Here is an 18,442-nt window from a genome sequence, read left to right as displayed (position 1 = left end):
CCGCAACCTCGCCCCACTCCGGTGACGCCTACTCCCCCAAGGGCCTGAACTCTTCCTCCCCCCACCAGGGATAGACGGCCGGCATGTCCTTGCTGACCCGGCCCGGGAACGCGGGCGGCCGCTTGGCGAGGAAGGACTCGACGCCCTCCACCGGGTCCGGACCGCCGCCGATCTGGCTCATGATCCGCGAGTCGAGGCGGTGCGCGGCCATCGGGTGGGGCTCGCCGAGCATCCGCCACATCATCTGCCGGGAGAGGGCGACCGAGATCGCCGAGGTGTTGTCGGCGATCTCGCGGGCGAGTTCGTACGCCGCCGGCAGGAGTTCCTCCGGCGGATGGACGGAGCGGACCAGCCCGGCCGACAACGCCTCCTCGGGGCCGAAGACGCGCCCGCTCGCCACCCATTCCATGGCCCGTTGCATCCCCACGGCCCGTGGCAGGAACCAGCTGGCCGCGGACTCCGGCACGATGCCCCGGCGCGCGAAGACGAAGCCGAACTTCGCCGAGGTCGAGGCCAGCCGGATGTCCATGGGCAGGGTCATGCTGGCCCCGACGCCGACCGCGGGGCCGTTGACCGCAGCGATGACCGGCTTGGTGCTGGAGAAGATCCGCAGCGCGACCCGGCCGCCGGTGTCCCGATGCCAGGCGCCCGCCCTTCGGTGGTCGAACGACGACCCGCCGGAACTGACGTCGGCGCCCGCGCAGAAACCGCGCCCGGCTCCGGTCACCACGATCACCCTTACGTCGTCGTCGGCGTCGGCCGCGTCGAAGACGTCGAGGAGGTCGCCCATCATCTGCGAGTTGAAGGCGTTCAGCTTCTCGGGCCGGTTGAGCGTGACGGTGAGGATCCGGTCCGCCACCTCGGCCCGCACGGTCTCGTACTCCTGCTCCGGCATGCGTCCTCCGTCGGGCTCGTCACTCCGCGACCTGGTTCTCATAAAGCTCAATTAGTTATAGCATTCAACTCTACTGAACTGTTCCTGGATGGTGGCGGTGGAGATGACGGATCTGGTGGTGACGGCCCTCGGGCCGGTCCGGCTGATCGAGCTGAACCGGCCGGACCAGCTCAACGCGATGAGCGAGGAGCTGCACTCGGGCCTCGCGTCGGTCTGGGACACGGTCGCCGACGACCCCGAGGCACGAGTGGTCGTACTCACCGGCCGGGGAAGGGCGTTCAGCGCGGGCGGCAACTTCGACATCATGACCCGGGTTCAGAGCGACCCCGCCTTCCGGCAGCAGAACGTCGACGAGGCCCGGCGGATCATCACCGGCCTGGTCCGCTGCCCGTTGCCGGTGATCGCGGCGGTCAACGGGCCTGCTGTCGGCCTTGGTTGCAGCCTGGCCCTGCTGAGCGACCTGGTGCTGATCGCGGACGACGCGTACGTGGCCGACCCGCACGTCCAGGTCGGTCTCGTCGCAGGCGACGGCGGCGCGCTCGTCCTGCCCCTGCTCGTCGGCCTGCCCCGGGCGAAGGAACTCCTCTTCCTGGGCGAGCGGGTGAGCGCCGAGGAGGCGGTCCGGCTCGGCATCGCCAATCGCGTCGTGCCGAAAGACAAGCTCCTGGACGAGGCCATGGACCTGGCCGGACGGCTGGCCGCCCTGCCCGCGCAGGCGTTGCGCGGCACCAAGCGGGCGGTGAACCTTCATCTGGAGCAGGCCATGGCCACCGTACTGGAGCCGGCACTGCTCGCCGAGCGGGACAGCATGCACGACCCGGACCACATCGCCGCGGTGGAACAGATCATCGCCTCGCGCGGGCGCCGCCGAACCGGTGCGGAGGGCTGAGCGGCATGGACTTCGCGTTCAGCGACGAGCAGGAGGAACTGCGGCGCACGGTACGGGCGTTCCTCGCGGACACCTCGCCCGAGACCGAGACACGACGGCTGATGGAGACACCGGAGGGCTTCGACCGGGCGCTGTGGCGCCGGATGGGGACGGAACTCGGCCTCCAGGGCCTGGCCGTCCCCGAGGAGTACGGCGGTGCCGGGTGCGGACCGGTCGAAGTGGGCGCCGTCATGGAGGAGTCGGGCCGGGCGCTGGTGTGCGCGCCCTTCCTCTCCTCGGCCGTGCTGGCGACAACCACCCTGCTGCGCTGCGACGACGAGGACACCCGCAAGCGTCTGCTGCCGGGGCTCGCCTCCGGCGAACTGGTCGGGACACTGGCCCTGACCGAGGACTCGGGCCGCTGGGACGCGGCCGGAGTCGCGCTCAGTGCCCGCGAGTCCGACGGCAGTTGGCTGTTGACCGGACACAAGATGTTCGTCCTCGACGGCGCCAGCGCGGACTTCGTCCTCACCGTCGCCCGGACCGACGACGGCATCGGCGTCTTCTCGGTCGATGGCGACGCGGCCGGACTGACCCGCGCTTCCCTCCCCACAATGGACCCGACCCGCCGACAGGCCCGCCTCGACTACGACGACGTACCGGCGACCCGGCTGCGTACGCACGGAGACGGCTGGGACCTCGTCTCGCAGGTGCTCGACCGGGCCGCGGTGGCGCTCGCCGCCGAGCAGGTCGGGGTGGCCTCCCGCGCGCTGGACATGGCGGTGGAGTACGCCAAGGTACGGCATCAGTTCGGGCGGCCCATCGGCTCCTTCCAGGCCGTGAAACACCTGCTCGCCGACGTCCTCCTCGAAGTGGAGTCGGCGCGTGCCGCCGCGCACTACGCGCTGCTCGCGGCAGCGAACGAGGACCCGGACCTGCCCGCGGTGGCGAGTCTCGCCAAGGCGTTCTGCTCGGACGCGTGTCTGCAGGCGACAGCGGAGAACATCCAGGTCCACGGCGGCATCGGCTTCACCTGGGAACACCCGGCCCACCTGTATCTGAAGCGGGCCAAGACATCTCAACTCCTGTTCGGAGACCCGGCGTACCACCGCGAACTGCTCGCGCGGCGCATCGGGTTGGACGCGGTCACAGTGGACGGAGCGGCATGAAGGTCGACGGAAAGCTCAGCGTGTGGGGTACCGCCGAGGTCGTAGCGGACGCCCTGCACCACGAGAAGGCGGGCTACGACGGCCTGTGGGCCTCGGAGTCGAAGCACGACCCGTTCCTGCCGCTGCTGCTCGCGGCCGAGCACACCGAACGGCTGGAGGTGGGCACGGCGATCGCAGTTGCGTTCGCCCGCTCCCCCATGCAACTCGCCTACACCGCCCACGACTTGCAGGCATACGCCGGCGGGCGCTTCTCGCTCGGCCTGGGCAGTCAGATCAAACCGCACATCGAGCGGCGCTTCGCCATGCCATGGAGCCGCCCCGCCGCCCGTATGCGGGAGTACGTGAGCGCGCTGCGCGCGATCTGGGCGGCCTGGAACGAGGGCGAGAAGCTCGACTTCCGCGGCGACTTCTACACCCACACGCTCATGTCCCCGTTCTTCTCTCCCCCACCCGCTCCCGGCGGCGCCCCGAAGGTCTTCGTGGCGGCGGTCGGCGAAGCGATGACGCGGGTCGCGGGCGAGGTCGCCGACGGGTTGCTGGCGCACGGCTTCACCACCGAGCGGTATCTGCGGGAAGTGACCCTCCCGACCGTCGAGGCCGGCCTGGAACGTTCCGGCCGCACGCGTGGCCACTTCTCCGTCTCCCATCTCCTCCTCACCGCGACCGGCCGCACCGAGGAGGAACTGGCCCGCGCGATCGACGGCACCCGCCGCCAGATCGCCTTCTACGGCAGCACACCGGCGTATCGCGGCGTCCTGGAACTGCACGGCTGGGGCGAACTCGGCGACGAGCTGAACGCGCTGTCGAAGTCGTCCCGGGAGGACAAGTGGGAGGCGATGGGCGGGCTCGTCGACGACGACGTCCTGCACACCTTCGCGGTCGTCGCGGAGCCGGACCGGGTCGCGGGCGAGATCAGGCGCCGGTACGGGAGTCTGGTCGACCGGGTTTCCTTCTACACCGCGTACGAGATCGACGCCGAGGTGTGGGAGCCCATCGTCCAGGAGCTGCACGGGAGCTGATGGTGCGTCAGCCGAGCAGGTCCAGGACCGTCGTCATGGACCTGCTCTGCAGCAGGTAGTCCTCGGCCTCCTGGAGATGGAGGCGCCACAGCTCCTCGGCGGCCTCGGTCCGACGCCCGGCGACCAGTTCGACGAGGGCGCCATGGGCACGGAAGCCCCGGCGGTTGGCCCGGATGTTCTCGGGGCTGCCGGCGTCGAGGTCGACGTGGGACCAGTTCGCCTGGTCGATGATGTGCCGGACCATGCCGTTGAGGACGCTCAGCGTCTCGTTGCCCGCGAGTTCGACGACGAGGGCATGGAACTCCATGTGGGCCCGGATGAAGGCCGAGGGGTCGTCCATGAGCCCCTCGGCCTCGGCGACGGAGGCCCGCAGCCGCTCCAGGTCCCGGTCCGTGCGGCGCTGGGCCAGCAGTCCGGCGCACGGCGCCTCGATGACCGTACGGGCGTCGTAGACGTCCTTGAGAGTCGTGCCGCGGTATTCGAGGACGACTCCCGCGTAGCGTGCGGCGACCGTGCCCTCCGGGACCTGTACCCGTGCCCCGCCCCGGGCGCCCCGGCGCACGCTGATCAGCGACTCCGACTCCAGTACCCGGAACGCCTCGCGCAGTGTCGGCCGGGAGACGGCGAACTCCGCCATCAGGGCCGTCTCGGCGGGCAGCGCCTCTCCCTCGGCCAGTTCCCCGCGCACGATCTTGCGGCGCAGCTGTGCCGCCACCAGCTCGGCCATCTTGGGGACCCGCACCGGCGTGTTCGCCACGGCATCCATCTCCTTCAGTCGCCTGGGACCGGCACGAAGTACGGCAGGGTGATCTCGTCGGTGAGGGGCCGGAAGTCCACGCGCACCCGCATGCCGATGACGACGTTGTCCGGGTCGCCCGCGTCGACGTGGGTCAGCAGGGTGCCGCCCTCGTCCAGGTCGATCACGGCCAGCGCGAACGGTGTCTCGAAGCCGGGGCCGGGGGCGCGGTGGACCACGGTCACCGAGTAGACGGTGCCCCGGCCGGCGCTGGGCACGTACCGCCAGTCCGCCGACATGCAGCCGGGGCAGGCGGGTTCGGGCACGAGGAAGCGCAGCCCGCAGGCCGGACAGTGCGGGACGACCAGGTCACCGCGCCGGGCCGCCTCCCAGAACGGCCGTGACAGCGGAGTGGGCTCGGGCACCGGGCGGCTCATCGTGCCCTCCCCAGCACGCTCATCTCGTAGTGCTGCGCGCCGGAGCCCGCGTTGCCGACGACCGCCAGCTCCGCGCCCTCGACCTGGTGGACGGCGGTGCCGCGCAACTGCCGTACGGCCTCGACGACTTTGAGGGTCATCTGCTGGGTTCCGTTCCACGCGTACGCCAGGCAGCCGCCATCGGGATTGACGGGGTGCTTGCCGCCGACGGCGATGGCACCGCTGGCGGCCAGCGGGCCGCCCTCGCCCTCGCCGCACAGCCCAAGGATCTCCAACTGCCTGATGATCTCGAAAGAGTTGGGGTCGTAGAGGGAGAAGACGTCCACGTCCTGCGGGCCGATGCCCGCCATGGCGTAGGCGCGGGTGGCCGCGTCCCGGCCGAGTTGGCCGACCTCCCGGTACAGCGCGGGGTTGGCGTACGCGGCCTGGTGGTACTCCATGCCGCCGCCGAGCACGGCGACGGGCGGGTGGGGCAGGTCCCGGGCCCGTTCGGCGGTGGTCACCACGAGGGCGGCGCCACCCTCGCCGACGATGCAGCAGTCCAGCAGGTGGAACGGTGTGGCCACCATGCGGGAGGCGAGCACGTCGTCGGCGGTGTACGGGCCGCGGCCGTACATCATCGCCTCCGGGTTGGTGGTGCCGTTGTTGCGGACGGTGGCGGCGACCTCCGCGAGCTGGTGGGCGGTCGTCCCGTACTGGTGCATGTGCCGTGCCGCGACCAGCGCGAACTGGGCGACGACGTAGCTGCCCCAGACGTCGGCGAACTCCAGCGGGACTCCGGCGCCGACGGGGCCCGCACCGCGCGAGACCAGCTTGCAGCCGCCGACCACGACGGTGTCGGCGAACCCCGCCCGTACGGCCGCCGCCGCCTTCAGCAGGCCCCGCGAGCCCGCGTTGTCGAGCATCGAGTCACTGGTCCAGCGCAGGTCCCGGCCGAGCATCCGCGCCCAGGAGCTGCCCTCGCCGGGCACACCGCCCGGGCCGGGCCAGTCGACCTGGGCGCCGTCGACGTCCGCCTGGGTCAGTCCGGCGTCCTCGATCGCGCCGCGCACCGCTTCGAGGGCGAGGCCCATCGCGTCGCGGTGCGGGAGGGACAGCGCCTGCTCTGTGGCGTGTACGCCGACGACGACGGGTTGGCGGTCGCTCACGGCGTCACCGTCCCGCGCCGAGCGTGTCGCCGCCGGGATAGCCACCCCCGCCGAAGCGCTCGTCGAGCGCCTCGTAGTCCTTGCCATAGTCCTTGGTGCGCGGCAGCGCCTCGACGAACTCCACCGTCTTCGGCTTCTTGTACGAGGCGATCCGCGCCCGGCAGTGCTCGATGACGTCCGCGGCCGTGACCGGTTCGGCGTCGGGGTGAAGGACGACGACCGCTTTGACGTCCTGCGCCCAGCGCTCGTTCGGGACGCCGATCACGGCGGCCTCCTTCACCGCCGGGTGCGACTCGATGCAGTTCTCCACCTCGGCCGGGAAGATGTTCTCGGCCGCCGACTTGAGCATGCGGGTCGTGGTGCCGAGGAAGCTGATCGTGCCGTCGCTCTCACGCCGGCCGAGGTCGGTGGTGTGCCACCAACCGAAGCGGAAACGCTCCTCGTTGATCTCGGGCCGGTTCCAATAGCCGAGGTGCACAAGGTCGCCGCGCACGCAGATCTCGCCGACCTGGCCGACCTCGCACTCCTTGCCGGTGCCGTCCAGGATGCGTACGGCGGTGAAGGGGCCGGGGCGTCCGGCGTTGCCGGTGCCCGTGCCGCCGTAGGCGCCGGTCACGGCGAAGCCGGTCACCTCGGTCTGGCCGTAGCCGCGGCCCTCGCCGCCGCCGTTGCGGGTGAAGCGGCTGGTGTCGGTGGGGACCGTGCCCTGCCAGAGGGGGGCGGCGACGCTGGCGCGCAAGTGTGAGAGGTCGTGGCCCGCTTCCCTGTTGAGGGCGACGAGTCGGGCAATCGTCGGGGGCATCAGGTAGGCGTGCGTGCACCGCTCTGCCGCCAGCAGCGGGAGCAGTTCCTCGGCGACGACCCGGCGGACGACGACGTTCTTGCCGCCGTGCACGAAGGCCGGGACGCCCCAGAACTGGTAGTTGCCGATGTGGAACATCGGTCCGGCGCCGAGGAAGGCGGCCTCGGTGCCGATGTCTCCCATCCAGGCGGAACTCGCGCCCATGGCAAGGAGGTTGCGGTGCGAGAGCATCGAGCCGGACTGGCGTCCGGAAATCGCCGCGGTGTAGATGACCAGGAGTGCGGAGTCCGGGTCGACGTCGACGGCCGGGTCCTCGGCCGCGCCGGAGGACAGGAAGGACTCGTAGGAGCCGGGGCCCTCGGAGTCGTGCCGCAGCCACAACGCCCGGTGGTCGCTGCCGAGTTCGGCCCGTGCCTTGGCGACCGTGTCGCCGATCTCCTCGTCCTGCCAGATCACCACCCGGGGGTCGAAGTCCTCGACCGCGAACGCCATTTCGGGGGCGGCCCAGCGCCAGTAGCCGGGACAGACCATCGCGCCGATCTTCGCGGCGGCGCCGAGCAGTTCCCAGATGCGGAAGGAGTTCTGTCCCAGCCAGAGGACGCGGTCGCCGGAGCCGACCCCTGCGTCCCTGAGGGCGTTGGCGAGGCGGTTGGTGCGCTCGTCCAACTGCGGCCAGGTCAGCCGGACTTCGCCGTCGACGAGGGCGATGCCCTCGGGGAAGGACCTTCGGTGCTCACGGATGATGTCGCCGAACGTCAGGCGGCGGGCGGAATACATGCTCTTGGCTCCCAGGGCTTTCGGAAGGCGGGTGTCAGACGCGGCTGATACCGACACCCTTGACGTGGACGAACTCGTCGAGACCCGCCTTGCCGCCCTCCCGGCCGAACCCGCTCGTCCCGACGCCGCCGAACGGCGTGGTGGGCGAACTGATCGGGTTCGGGCCCGGGTTGACGTAGACCGTCCCGGCTTTCAGACGGGGCGCCAGACGGTTCACGCGCCCGATGTCACGGGACTGGATGTAGGCGGACAAGCCGTACTCGGTGTCGTTGGCGAGGGCGACGGCCTCGTCCTCCGTGTCGAAGGGGGTGACGGCCAGGACCGGGCCGAAGATCTCCTGCTGGGCGAGGTCGCTGCGGTTGTCGACGTCGGCGAAGACGGTCGGGGAGACGAAGTAGCCGTCGGCGTCGATGCGTTCACCGCCGTACACGAGCCGCCCCGCACCGCCTTCGACCGCCTTGTCGATCATTCCCTGAACACGGTCCCGGGCGGCTTCGTCGATGAGCGGTCCGATGTACGTCGTCGGGTCGAGCGGGTCGCCGACGGGCAGGTGCGCGACCACACCGGCGACGCGTGCGACGACCTCGTCGTAGACCGACCGCTCGACCAGCAGCCGGGTCGGCAGTGCGCAGCCCTGGCCGGTGTTGCTCATGGCGAAGGCCGCGCAGTACGGCACCACGGTGTCGAGGTCGGTGTCAGCGAAGAGGAGGTTGGCGGACTTGCCGCCGAGTTCGAACAGGACGGGTTTGAGGGTCAGTGCCGCGTCGGCCATGATGCGGCGTGCGGTGGCGGGGCCCCCGGTGAAGGAGATCTTGTCCACACCGGGGTGGGTGACCAGGGCCGATCCCGCGTCGCCGAGTCCGGTGACGACGTTGACCACCCCCTCGGGGATGCCCGCCTCGCGGGCCAGGTCGGCGAAGAGCAGCGCGGAGAACGGCGTGGACTCGGCCGGTTTGATGACGACGGTGTTGCCTGCGGCCAGCGACGGCGGGACCTTCATCGCCAGGGACAGTGCGGGTGAGTTCCAGGTGATGATGTGGCCGATGACGCCGTAGGGCTCGGCGATGGTGTACTCGACGTTCTCGTGCGGGCTGTAGGCCGCGCCGACCATGCCCTCGATCTTGTCGGCCCAGCCGGCGTAGTACTCGGTCCACTCGGCGACATGCGGTCCGACGTTCGAAGCCCAGCCGCCGACGCAGATGCCGTTCTCCAGCGGGCAGATCGCCGCGAAGTCGGGGATGTGGTCGCGGAGGAGCTGCGCGAAGCGGGTGAGCAGTCGGCGGCGCTCGGCGGGGCGCATGGTGCCCCACACCTCGAAGGCCTGGCGGGCGGCGGCGACGGCCCGGTCCACCTCGGCGGGGCCCGCGAGCGGGATATGCGCCTGGACGAGGCCGGTCGCCGGGTTGCGGTGCTCGTACCGGCCGCCGCTGGTGTCGGTGACGTCCTTGCCGCCGATGACCAGTCGGGGGCGCGGCAGGTCGTGCTTCGCTCTGTCCTGGTGCAGCTTCACGTCGACCGTGACCACGGTTGCCTCCTTGAGCCGCATCCCACATCTCGCGCATCTCGCTTAAATAGCTAACCTATTTATCCAAGCCAGTCAATGAGTCCGGCCGGTGTCAGAGCCCGAGCGAGCGTCCGATGATCTCCTGCATGATCTCCGAGGTGCCGCCGAACACCCGCTGCACCCGGCTGTCGCGCCAGATCCGGGCGATCTCGTACTCGTTGACGTAGCCGTAGCCGCCGAACAGCTGCATGCAGCGGTCGATGACCTGCCAGCCGGTCTCCGAGGTCCAGTACTTGGCCGCAGCGGCCTCCTCGGGCGTCAACTCGCCCTGGAACAGGGCCATGATGCAGCCGTCCACGTAGACGCGAGCCGCGCCCAGCTTGGCCTTGATGTCGGCGAGGGCGAACCGGTTGGCCTGGAACTCGCCGATCGGCCGCCCGAACGCCGTGCGGGTCTTGGCGTAGTCCAGCGCCAGTTCGTACGCCCGCTCGGCGGCCGCCAGCGAGGAGACGGCGATGGCGAGGCGCTCGGTCGGGAGGTTGCCCATCATGTGGTAGAAACCGCGGTTCTCCTGCCCGATGAGGTTCTCGGCGGGGACGTGGACCTCATGGAAGAAGAGTTCGGCGGTGTCCTGCGCCTTCATCCCGACCTTGTCCAGCTTGCGTCCGCGCTCGAAGCCCTCCGTGTCCCGCTCGACGACGATCAGGCTGATGCCCTTGTGCCCGGCGTCGGGGTCTGTCTTGCAGGCGACGACCACCAGGTCCGCCAGGATGCCGTTGGTGATGAAGGTCTTGGAGCCGTCGATCACCCACTCGTCGCCGTCGCGGCGGGCGGTGGTGCGGATGGCCTTGAGGTCGGATCCGGCGGCCGGCTCGGACAGGGCGAGCGCGCAGATCGTCTCGCCGCTGGTCACTCCGGGCAGCCAACGGGCCTTCTGCTCAGGGGTGGTGAGGTTCGTCAGATAGGGCGGGATGACGTCGTTCTGCAGCCCGAGCCCGATCCCGACCGAGCTGGTGGCCGCCATCTCCTCCGCCATGATGGCGTTGTAGCGGAAGTCCCAGATCCCCTGGCCGCCGTACTCCTCCGGGAACTGCCAGCCGATGAGCCCGGCCTTGCCCGCCGCCGCCCACGCGGCCCGGCTCACCTGTCCGTCCCGCTCCCACTGCTCGGCGTACGGAGCGCATTCCCGCAGGTAGTAGGAGCGGGCGGTCTCCCGGAACAGCTCGTGCTCCTCGGTGAAGATCGTTCGGCGCATGCTGGACTCCGTTCAGGCATCTCGCTTATTTAGCTGAAGTAGTTATACGATAGCGCTGTATCGAGAGCCGGGCGAGGGAGGGCGCGTGAGCGTACGGGACAAGGTGGCACTCGTCACCGGAGCGGGCCGCGGCATCGGCGAGGCGATCGCCGACCGACTCGCCGCCCAGGGAGCCGCCATCGCCGTCTGCGACCTAGACGCAGAGGCCGCCGGCAAGGTCGCGGCCCTGCTCGCGGAGCGGTACGGCGTGCGGGCCACGGGAGTCGGCGCGGACATCTCCGACAGCGCGGCCGTCCGCACGGCCCTGGACCGCGTGACCGCCGAACTCGGCCCTGTGGACGTCCTGGTGAACAACGCGGCCGTCGACGTCATCGGCCGCTTCGTCGACAGCGCCGAGGAGACCTGGGACCGGATCATCGCCGTCAATCTGCGCGGGACGATCACGATGACCCGGGCCGTCCTCGACCCGATGATCGAGCGGGGCGGCGGCCGGATCGTCCACATCGCCTCGGACGCCGGCCGGGTCGGCTCCTCCGGCGAGGTCGTGTACTCCGCGACGAAGGGCGGTGTCATCGCCTTCGGCAAGGCCCTCGCCCGCGAGGTCGCCCGGCACGGCATCACCGTGAACAGCGTCTGCCCGGGTCCCACCGACACCGCGCTGCTCGGGCAGGTCGCCGAGTACAGCCAGAAGATGTACGACGCGACCCTGCGGGCGATCCCGCTGCGCCGCGTCGCCCAGCCCTCCGACATCGCCGGTGTGGTGGCCTTCCTCTCGTCCGACGACGCCGCCTACATGACCGGGCAGACGCTCTCGGTCAGCGGCGGCCTCACGATGGTCTGAGGTGAGCACCGTGCTGCGTGTCGAACTCCGGGACAGAATCGCCGTGTTGACCCTCGACCGGCCGGAGCGGCTCAACGCGATCGGCTCCGAGACCGTCGACCGCCTCACGCGGGCGCTGGACGAGCTGCGCGACAACGACGACGTACGCGCCCTGGTCGTGGCCGGGGCGGGCCGGGCCTTCTCGGCCGGGGCCGACATCGATGAGATCGAGTCGTTCACGGCACCCCGGCAGTTCCATTCGTTCGTCCAGCAACTCACCGACGCGTACGCGCTGCTGGAGGACTTCCCCAAGCCCTCGGTCGCGTCCGTCCACGGCTTCGCCTTCGGCGGCGGCCTCGAACTCGCGCTCGCCTGTGACCTGCGGGTCGCGGAGCGGGGCGCGCGGCTGGGCCTGCCCGAGATGAAGCTCGGCGTCCTGCCGGGCGCGGGCGGCACACAGCGGCTGCCGCGCCTGATCCCGCCCGCGATCGCCAAGCAGATGATCCTCACCGGCGAACCGATCGACGCGGAACGGGCCCACGCGCTCGGACTGGTCAACGAACTCGCCGACCCCGGAGAGGTGTTGGGCGTCGCCGAGGCACTCGCCGCCGCGCTGACGGCCGGCGCACCGCTGGCCCTCGCTGCGGGCAAAAGGCTGATCGACTACGGACTCGGGATGGATCTGGAGGCGGCGATCTCCTACGAGCGCGAGACCGTCTCGGTCCTGTTCTCCACCAAGGACCGGGTCGAGGGACTGAAGGCCTTCCGGGAGCGCCGACCCGGCGACTTCCAGGGCAAATAGCGGGCGGACCGACAGACAGGGAGGTGGGTTGTGCGGCCACTTGAGGGCATTTCGGTCGTCGAACTGGGCATGTGGGTGGCGGCTCCGGCCGCGGCCACCATGCTCGCGGACTGGGGCGCGGACGTGGTGAAGGTGGAGGCGCCGACCGGCGACCCCAACCGCTACACGCTCCGGCACGTCGGCCAGGACATCGACAGCGCGCCCCCGTTCGAGACCGACAACCGCGGGAAGCGCGGGATCGTCCTCGACCTGCGCTCGGAGGACGGCAAGGACGTACTGGAACGGCTGTTGGAGCGTGCCGACGTCTTCGTCACCAACCTCCGCCCCGGCGCGCTGGAACGCCTGGGCCTGGCCCCGGACGAACTGCGCGCCCGCCATCCCCGCCTGGTCGTCGGCACGTTGACGGGCTACGGCTGGACGGGCGCGGAGCGCGACCGTGCCGGCTACGACGTCTCCGCCTTCTGGGCGCGACCCGGCATCGCCGCCATGCTCAACCCGGCGGGCGAACCACCGCCCGGCATCCGCCCGGGACTTGGCGACCGTACGGCCGCGGCGAACCTGGTGGCCGGCGTGCTGGCCGCGCTGCTGCGCCGCGAACGCGCCGGCGAGGGCGGTGTGGTGGACGTGTCGCTGCTACGGTCCGGCACCTACGCCAACGGAAACGACCTGGCACTCCAGAACTTCTTCGGCAGGCGCGGCCGCACCCGGCACCGCACCGAGCACGAGTCCCCGCTCTACAACTCCTACCGGGCCGCCGACGACCGCTGGTTCTGGCTGGTCGGCCTGGAGGGCAACCGGCACTGGCCCGGTGTCGTCAAGGCGCTCGGCCGCCCCGACCTGGAGACGGACGAGCGGTTCGCGACCGGTAAGGCACGGCGTGGCCATGTACGCGAGCTGATCGCCGAGTTCGACGAGGAGTTCGCTCGGCGACCACTGGACGAATGGGCGGCGCGGTTCGACGCCGAGGGCGTGTGGTGGGCGCCGGTGCAGACGCTCGCGGAGGTCGCGGCCGATCCCCAGGCCGAAGCCGTGGGGGCGTTCGTCGAGCAGCCCGGCATGGGTGACGCACCTCCGCTGCGGACCGTGGCAACACCCGTCAGCTTCTGGGGTGTTGACGACAAACCACGCAGCGGTGCCCCGACGCTCGGCGAGCACACCGACGACGTACTCCGCGAACTCGACACAACCGGGAGGTAGCAGGTGGGCATCCTCGACGACAAGGTCGCCGTCGTGACCGGCGGCGGCCGGGGTCTGGGCCGGGCGCATTGCCTTGCGCTGGCCGAGGCCGGCGCGACCGTGGTGGTGAACGACCTCGGCTCCGGCGTGCACGGCGAGAGCACCGGCGACTCCCCCGCCGACGAAGTCGTAGCCGAGATAACCAAGTTGGGCGGGCAGGCGGTCGCCAACCACGCGTCGGTGACGGACTGGGCGGCGACCGAGACCCTGGTCGCGGACACGGTCGCGGAGTTCGGGCGCCTGGATATCGTCGTGAACAACGCGGGGATCGTTCGCGACCGCATGCTGTTCTCGATGACCGAGGCGGAGTTCGATGCCGTGATCGCGGTTCATCTCAAGGGTACTTTCGCACTGACCCGGCACGCGTGCGCGTACTGGCGCGAGGCGTCGAAGCGAGGTGAGCGCGTCACCGGCCGCGTCATCAACACGACGTCCGGGACCGGCCTGTTCGGCAACCAGGGGCAGTCCAACTACGGTGCCGCGAAGGCCGGGATAGCCGGGCTCACCGTCCTCACCGCGCTGGAGATGCGCAAGTACGGTGTCACCGCGAACGCCATCTCGCCGATCGCGGCCACACGGATGACGGACGGCTTGTCCGTCGGTGAATCGCTGCGGGCCGTCGACGGCTTCGACCCGCGCGACCCCGCCAACGCCTCGGGCGTCGTCGTCTACCTCGCCTCCGACAGCGCGGCCTGGCTGACCGGCCAGGTCCTGCGCATCGAGGGCAACCGGTTGAACCGGCTCCAGGGCTGGACAGTCGCCGGCGTCCACCCCAGCGCGTCGGGACAGGCGCTCACCTACGACGAACTCGTGGACGCCGTACCGCAGTTGTACGGTGTCGCTCCCGCGGGCCGGGCCACCGGAGTAGGCCAGTGAGAGCACGGGGCCATGACGTCGCCGCGCTCGTCCTACGGGCGACGCTCGGCCCGATGCTCTTCGCGCACGGCTGGAACAAGGTCGCCGGGCCGGGCGGGCTCAAGGGCACGACAGGCTGGTTCGAGGCGCTCGGTCTGCGGCCCGCAGAGGTCCACGCGCGCATGGCGGCCGGGACGGAGATGGCGGCCGGCGTGGGGATCGCGCTGGGCGCGGCCAATCCCCTCCCGGCGGCGGCAGCCGTCGGTCTGATGACCGTGGCGGCCCGAACCGACCATCGGGGCAAGGGCTTCTTCGTCTTCAAGGGCGGCTGGGAGTACGTCGGTGTCGTGGGCGGCGCGGCCGTCGCGCTGGCCGCGCTGGGCCCCGGCAGGTACTCGCTGGACGGGGTGCTGCGCCGCCAACGCACGGGCACGGGGCCCGCGTTGCTGGCCCTGGGGGTCGGAACAGCGAGCGCCGCCGCGCTGCTGGCCGTGTGCTACCGGCCGGAGCCGAAGCCGGACGAGACACAAACAGATAGCCAAGAGCAATAGGGAGTCGACATGGACGCGGCTGACTTCAGCGCGGTGCTGTCCGAGGTCCGGCGCTTCGTGCGCGAACGCGTCGTGCCGCTCGAAGCGGAGATCGACGAGAAGGACGAGATGCCCGCGGAGATCCGCGAGGCGGCCAAGAAGATGGGCCTGTTCGGCTTCGCGCTGCCCGAGGAGTACGGCGGGCTGGGGCTGTCGATGTACGAGGAGGCCCAGTTGATGTTCGAGCTGGGGTACACCACCCCGTCTCTGCGCTCGATGTTCGGGACCAACAACGGCATCGCCGGGCACGTCCTGATGGTCGGCGGCACCGAGGAGCAGAAGGCGGACTGGCTGCCGAGGATCGCCTCGGGTGATGTCCTGGCGTCGTTCGCGCTCACCGAGGCGGAGGCGGGTTCCGACCCCTCGACCCTGACCACGCGGGCGCACCTGGACGGCGACGAGTGGGTGATCAACGGTGCCAAGCGGTACATCACCAACGCCCCGCTCGCCGACGTCTTCATGGTCTTCGCCCGCACCGACCCCGATGCCCCGCGCACCCGGGGCATCTCCACCTTCCTGGTCCCGGCCGGCACCCCGGGCCTCTCCGTGGCCCCCAAGGACCACAAGATGGGCCAGTTCGGCGCCTGGACCGCGGACGTGTACTTCGACGACGTCCGCGTACCGGCGTCCGCGCTCGTCGGCGGCGAGGCCGGGCTGAACCGGGGCTTCGGCACGGCGATGGGCTGCATCGCGCACGGTCGGGTGCACATCTCGTCCCTGTGCGTTGGCATGGCGGAGCGGCTGGTCGACGAGTCCGTCGAGTACGCCCGCACCCGCCGCCAGTCCGGGAAGCTCATCAGCTCCTTCCAGCTCGTACAGGGTCTGATCGCCGACTCCATGACCGACTACTACGCCGGCCGCGCCACGGTCCTGGAGGCCGCCCGCGCGTTCGACGCCGGTACGGACACCAAGATCGGCCCGTCCTGCACGAAGTACTTCGCCAGCGAGATGGTGTGGCGGGTCGCCGACCGCGCGGTCCAGGTCCACGGTGGGGCGGGCTATATGCGCGGGGTCGCCGTCGAGCGCTTCTACCGCGATGCCCGGCTGTTCCGCATCTACGAGGGGACGAGCCAGATCCAGCAGGTCATCATCGCGAAGGCGCTGCTGGGCGAGGCCGCTCGGGGCTGACCGGCACCGACGAGCGAAGGCCCCGGGGCGCCCCGGGGCCTTCGTCGTCATACGCTGCTCAGATCCCGAGCCGGTCCAGCAACCGCTCGTGGTAAACGGCAGGCCCGCCGAACAGCAGCTGCGAGGACTTGGCGCGCCGGAAATACAGATGCGCCGGATGCTCCCAGGTGAAGCCGATGCCGCCGTGGACCTGGATGTTCTCCATGGCCGCGAACATGTACGCCCGTGAGCAGCACGCGTGCGCCACGGCGGCGGCGACGGAAAACTCCGCAGAGCCCTCGTCGGCCAGTCGCGCCGCCTCCCTAGAGGCGGCCTCGGCCAGCTCCACCTGGACGAGCATGTCCGCGCACTTGTGCTTGACCGCCTGGAAGGAGCCGATCGGCCGGCCGAACTGGTGCCGGGTACGGGCGTATTCGGCGCTCGCCTCCAGGCATCTCCGTGCCCCGCCCGACTGCTCGGCGGCGAGGGCGACCGACGCAACGTCCAGCACCTTGGCCATCGTGCGCCCCGCCGCCCCGTCCGCGCCGACGAGCGTCGCGGGCACCGCGTCGAACGTCAGCCGGGCCATCGCCCGGGTGGCGTCTAGAGTCTCCATCGGAACGGCCGCCAGTCCCAGGGCTTCCCGGTCCACGGCGAAGAGCGAGGGGCCAGCCACGGTGCGGGCGACAACAAGGAGCAGATCCGCGGTCGTACCGTCAATGACGAATGACTTACGTCCGCTCAGCTTCCAGCCGCCCTGCCCGTCCGGCACAGCGCGCGCAGAGATCAGGGCGGGATCCCAGGACCCGCTGTCCTCAGATACCGCCAGGGCGGCCGTCGTCCGGCCGGCCGCGATGCCGGGGAGGTGACGTGCGCAGGCCTCCCGGTCACCCGAGGCGAGCAGTGCCTGGGTAGCGAGCACGACCGTCGCGAAGAAAGGGGCGCACAGCAGAGCGCGGCCCATCTCCTCCAGTACGACGCCGAGTTCGACGAGGCCGAAGCCGTCACCGCCGTACTCCTCCGGGATCACCAGGCCCGGCAGCCGCAGTTGGTCGGCCGCCTGCGCCCACACCGCCGGGTCGAAGCGCGGCTCGCTCTCCATGAGCTTGCGGACGGCTTCCTCGGGCGACTTGGCTTCAAGGAACTCCCGTACGGAGAACCGTAGTTCGCGCAATTCACTCTCGTCGGCGGTCATGACCGCACCTCCTTGGGCAGTCCGAGGACACGTTCCGCGAGGATGTTCTTCATGATCTCCTCAGTGCCGCCGAGGATGCGCAACGCCGGGGTGGCGAGAAGGAGTTCGGACCAGGCGTAGGTACCCCACTGCCCGGTGTCGGCGATGATCCGGGGTCCGAGAACGTCGGACACGAAGTGGGCAGCGCGGGTGAGGTTCTGGCCGTACATCAGCTTCGAGACGGACATCTCGGGGCCCGGTGTGCCGCCGGCGCGCAGGGTGCGCAGGGCGCGGGTGTTGAGGTGCCGGGTGGCGAGGGTGTCCACGAGGAGTTCTGCCAGCCGGGCGCGCAGGGCGCGGTCGTCCCAGGTCCAGGTGGCGCGCATCAACGCCGAGAGGTGGTCCGGGGACAGCGCGGCGGCCACTGGGCCCACGCCTTCGCTGCCGACGGTCGCGCGTTCGTTCATCAGGGTGGTCAGGGCGACCGTCCAGCCGCCGTCGACCTCGCCGAGCCGGTGGTCGTCGGGGATGCGGACGTCGGTGAGGAAGACCTCGTTGAAGTCCGCGCCGCCGGTCATCTGCCGCAGCGGCCTCACCTCTACGCCGGGGGCGTCCATGGGGACCAGGAAGGCCGTGATCCCTCGGTGTTTGGGGGCGTCCGGGTTCGTGCGGGTGAGGGCGAGGCCGATCTGGCTGTGCTGGGCGACCGAGGTCCACACTTTCTGGCCGTTCAGCACCCAGTGGTCGCTCTCCCGGACCGCGCGGGTGGTCACGCTCGCCAGGTCGGAGCCGGCGCCGGGTTCGCTGAACAGCTGGCAGGCGATGGCGTCCCCGCGGTACATCGCGGGCAACCACCGTTCCTTGATGTGCGGTTGGGCGTGGGCGAGGATCGTCGGTCCGATCATGCCGAGGCCGATCACGCTGAGCACTCCGGTGTCGGCGACGTCGTACTCAGATTCGACGGCGTCGTAGAGCAGGTCGTGGACGGGGGTCAGGCCCCGGCCGCCGTACTCGACCGGGCCGGTGATCCAGCCGAAGCCGTGCTCGTGGCGGACGCGCTGCCAGTCGCGCGCCCGCTGTACGTGCTCGCGTTCCGCCTCGGGCGGGAGGCTGCTGAAGTACGCCATCGAGTCGTCGCCCTCGCCCCAGGTGGGGGCGGTGCGGTCGGGGGCCTTCGGCGCGTGGGCGTCTAGGAAGGCGCGTGCCTCGGCCGCGAAGTCCTGCATGTCGTCTGCCATGTCCGCTCTG

General features: G+C 70.7%; 18 protein-coding genes. 9 read left to right on the top strand and 9 right to left on the bottom strand.

Annotated elements, in window-relative coordinates; all coding sequences use genetic code 11:
* Positions 1 to 28: 28 nt before the first annotated feature.
* Positions 29 to 895 (bottom strand): crotonase/enoyl-CoA hydratase family protein, encoded by an 867-nt coding sequence (locus tag ACWDEW_RS30680; protein ID WP_450516911.1) that lies wholly within the window; start codon positions 893 to 895, stop codon positions 29 to 31.
* Between the two features lie 88 nt (positions 896 to 983).
* Between ACWDEW_RS30680 and ACWDEW_RS30675 the strand changes: the two genes are divergently transcribed.
* The 3 genes from ACWDEW_RS30675 to ACWDEW_RS30665 are packed head-to-tail and all read left to right on the top strand — an operon-like array spanning position 984 to position 3,951.
* Complete coding sequence (locus ACWDEW_RS30675; RefSeq protein ID WP_450516909.1) at positions 984 to 1,784, top strand: enoyl-CoA hydratase/isomerase family protein; 801 nt, start codon at positions 984 to 986, stop codon at positions 1,782 to 1,784.
* Between the two features lie 5 nt (positions 1,785 to 1,789).
* Positions 1,790 to 2,932 (top strand): acyl-CoA dehydrogenase family protein, encoded by a 1,143-nt coding sequence (locus ACWDEW_RS30670; RefSeq protein WP_450516907.1) that lies wholly within the window; start codon positions 1,790 to 1,792, stop codon positions 2,930 to 2,932.
* The gene (locus ACWDEW_RS30665) at positions 2,929 to 3,951 is read left to right on the top strand and encodes a TIGR03617 family F420-dependent LLM class oxidoreductase (protein ID WP_450516905.1); all 1,023 of its coding nucleotides are present in this window, start codon (positions 2,929 to 2,931) and stop codon (positions 3,949 to 3,951) included. The genes ACWDEW_RS30670 and ACWDEW_RS30665 overlap by 4 nt, the downstream gene beginning before the upstream one ends.
* A gap of 7 nt (positions 3,952 to 3,958) precedes the next feature.
* Here the strand turns inward: ACWDEW_RS30665 and ACWDEW_RS30660 are convergent, their stop codons facing one another.
* The 6 genes from ACWDEW_RS30660 to ACWDEW_RS30635 all read right to left on the bottom strand — a co-directional run bounded on the left by ACWDEW_RS30660 (position 3,959) and on the right by ACWDEW_RS30635 (position 10,610).
* Positions 3,959 to 4,717, bottom strand: coding sequence for a FadR/GntR family transcriptional regulator (locus ACWDEW_RS30660; protein ID WP_401728396.1), 759 nt, complete (start codon positions 4,715 to 4,717; stop codon positions 3,959 to 3,961).
* Between the two features lie 5 nt (positions 4,718 to 4,722).
* Positions 4,723 to 5,124 (bottom strand): Zn-ribbon domain-containing OB-fold protein, encoded by a 402-nt coding sequence (locus ACWDEW_RS30655; protein ID WP_450516903.1) that lies wholly within the window; start codon positions 5,122 to 5,124, stop codon positions 4,723 to 4,725.
* The gene (locus ACWDEW_RS30650; protein ID WP_450516901.1) at positions 5,121 to 6,272 is read right to left on the bottom strand and encodes a thiolase family protein; all 1,152 of its coding nucleotides are present in this window, start codon (positions 6,270 to 6,272) and stop codon (positions 5,121 to 5,123) included. The genes ACWDEW_RS30655 and ACWDEW_RS30650 overlap by 4 nt, the downstream gene beginning before the upstream one ends.
* A gap of 4 nt (positions 6,273 to 6,276) precedes the next feature.
* A complete protein-coding gene (locus ACWDEW_RS30645) occupies positions 6,277 to 7,851 on the bottom strand; it encodes an AMP-binding protein (protein ID WP_450516900.1) in 1,575 nt (524 codons plus the stop codon).
* Between the two features lie 34 nt (positions 7,852 to 7,885).
* Complete coding sequence (locus ACWDEW_RS30640; protein ID WP_450516898.1) at positions 7,886 to 9,376, bottom strand: aldehyde dehydrogenase family protein; 1,491 nt, start codon at positions 9,374 to 9,376, stop codon at positions 7,886 to 7,888.
* A gap of 91 nt (positions 9,377 to 9,467) precedes the next feature.
* Positions 9,468 to 10,610 (bottom strand): acyl-CoA dehydrogenase family protein, encoded by a 1,143-nt coding sequence (locus ACWDEW_RS30635; RefSeq protein WP_450516896.1) that lies wholly within the window; start codon positions 10,608 to 10,610, stop codon positions 9,468 to 9,470.
* 85 nt (positions 10,611 to 10,695) lie between these two features.
* Here ACWDEW_RS30635 and ACWDEW_RS30630 point away from each other — a divergent pair, with 85 nt between their 5' ends.
* The 6 genes from ACWDEW_RS30630 to ACWDEW_RS30605 are packed head-to-tail and all read left to right on the top strand — an operon-like array spanning position 10,696 to position 16,041.
* Positions 10,696 to 11,451 carry an SDR family NAD(P)-dependent oxidoreductase gene (locus ACWDEW_RS30630; RefSeq protein WP_450516894.1) on the top strand — a complete coding sequence of 252 codons (756 nt, stop codon included), beginning with the start codon at positions 10,696 to 10,698 and terminating at the stop codon, positions 11,449 to 11,451.
* A gap of 1 nt (position 11,452) precedes the next feature.
* Positions 11,453 to 12,232, top strand: coding sequence for an enoyl-CoA hydratase/isomerase family protein (locus ACWDEW_RS30625; protein ID WP_450516892.1), 780 nt, complete (start codon positions 11,453 to 11,455; stop codon positions 12,230 to 12,232).
* A 30-nt stretch (positions 12,233 to 12,262) separates the two neighbouring features.
* Positions 12,263 to 13,429, top strand: a complete 1,167-nt coding sequence (locus ACWDEW_RS30620; RefSeq protein WP_450516891.1) for a CaiB/BaiF CoA transferase family protein — start codon at positions 12,263 to 12,265, stop codon at positions 13,427 to 13,429.
* A 3-nt stretch (positions 13,430 to 13,432) separates the two neighbouring features.
* A complete protein-coding gene (locus ACWDEW_RS30615; protein WP_093631373.1) occupies positions 13,433 to 14,344 on the top strand; it encodes an SDR family NAD(P)-dependent oxidoreductase in 912 nt (303 codons plus the stop codon).
* The gene (locus ACWDEW_RS30610; RefSeq protein WP_381241046.1) at positions 14,341 to 14,874 is read left to right on the top strand and encodes a DoxX family protein; all 534 of its coding nucleotides are present in this window, start codon (positions 14,341 to 14,343) and stop codon (positions 14,872 to 14,874) included. Before ACWDEW_RS30615 ends, ACWDEW_RS30610 begins: the two co-directional genes overlap by 4 nt.
* 9 nt (positions 14,875 to 14,883) lie before the next feature.
* Positions 14,884 to 16,041 (top strand): acyl-CoA dehydrogenase family protein, encoded by a 1,158-nt coding sequence (locus ACWDEW_RS30605; protein ID WP_450516888.1) that lies wholly within the window; start codon positions 14,884 to 14,886, stop codon positions 16,039 to 16,041.
* Positions 16,042 to 16,099: 58 nt separating this feature from the next.
* Here the strand turns inward: ACWDEW_RS30605 and ACWDEW_RS30600 are convergent, their stop codons facing one another.
* Together ACWDEW_RS30600 and ACWDEW_RS30595 are read right to left on the bottom strand one after the other, a co-directional pair.
* The gene (locus ACWDEW_RS30600; protein WP_450516886.1) at positions 16,100 to 17,215 is read right to left on the bottom strand and encodes an acyl-CoA dehydrogenase family protein; all 1,116 of its coding nucleotides are present in this window, start codon (positions 17,213 to 17,215) and stop codon (positions 16,100 to 16,102) included.
* The gene (locus ACWDEW_RS30595) at positions 17,212 to 18,432 is read right to left on the bottom strand and encodes an acyl-CoA dehydrogenase family protein (RefSeq protein WP_450516884.1); all 1,221 of its coding nucleotides are present in this window, start codon (positions 18,430 to 18,432) and stop codon (positions 17,212 to 17,214) included. The genes ACWDEW_RS30600 and ACWDEW_RS30595 overlap by 4 nt, the downstream gene beginning before the upstream one ends.
* Between the last annotated feature and the right edge of the window lie 10 nt (positions 18,433 to 18,442).

It is taken from the genome of Streptomyces sp. NPDC001100, assembly GCF_053598575.1.
This window is presented reverse-complemented; position numbering and strand designations above follow the sequence as displayed.

Excerpts from the sequence above, each read along its gene's own strand:
- ACWDEW_RS30645 (WP_450516900.1), bottom strand. The coding sequence starts at position 7,851 with ATGTATTCCGCCCGCCGCCTGACGTTCGGCGACATCATCCGTGAGCAC.
- ACWDEW_RS30595 (WP_450516884.1), bottom strand. The coding sequence starts at position 18,432 with ATGGCAGACGACATGCAGGACTTCGCGGCCGAGGCACGCGCCTTCCTA.
- ACWDEW_RS30670 (WP_450516907.1), top strand. The coding sequence starts at position 1,790 with ATGGACTTCGCGTTCAGCGACGAGCAGGAGGAACTGCGGCGCACGGTA.
- ACWDEW_RS30665 (WP_450516905.1), top strand. The coding sequence starts at position 2,929 with ATGAAGGTCGACGGAAAGCTCAGCGTGTGGGGTACCGCCGAGGTCGTA.
- ACWDEW_RS30680 (WP_450516911.1), bottom strand. The coding sequence starts at position 895 with ATGCCGGAGCAGGAGTACGAGACCGTGCGGGCCGAGGTGGCGGACCGG.
- ACWDEW_RS30675 (WP_450516909.1), top strand. The coding sequence starts at position 984 with ATGGTGGCGGTGGAGATGACGGATCTGGTGGTGACGGCCCTCGGGCCG.
- ACWDEW_RS30660 (WP_401728396.1), bottom strand. The coding sequence starts at position 4,717 with ATGGATGCCGTGGCGAACACGCCGGTGCGGGTCCCCAAGATGGCCGAG.
- ACWDEW_RS30605 (WP_450516888.1), top strand. The coding sequence starts at position 14,884 with ATGGACGCGGCTGACTTCAGCGCGGTGCTGTCCGAGGTCCGGCGCTTC.
- ACWDEW_RS30655 (WP_450516903.1), bottom strand. The coding sequence starts at position 5,124 with ATGAGCCGCCCGGTGCCCGAGCCCACTCCGCTGTCACGGCCGTTCTGG.
- ACWDEW_RS30635 (WP_450516896.1), bottom strand. The coding sequence starts at position 10,610 with ATGCGCCGAACGATCTTCACCGAGGAGCACGAGCTGTTCCGGGAGACC.
- ACWDEW_RS30600 (WP_450516886.1), bottom strand. The coding sequence starts at position 17,215 with ATGACCGCCGACGAGAGTGAATTGCGCGAACTACGGTTCTCCGTACGG.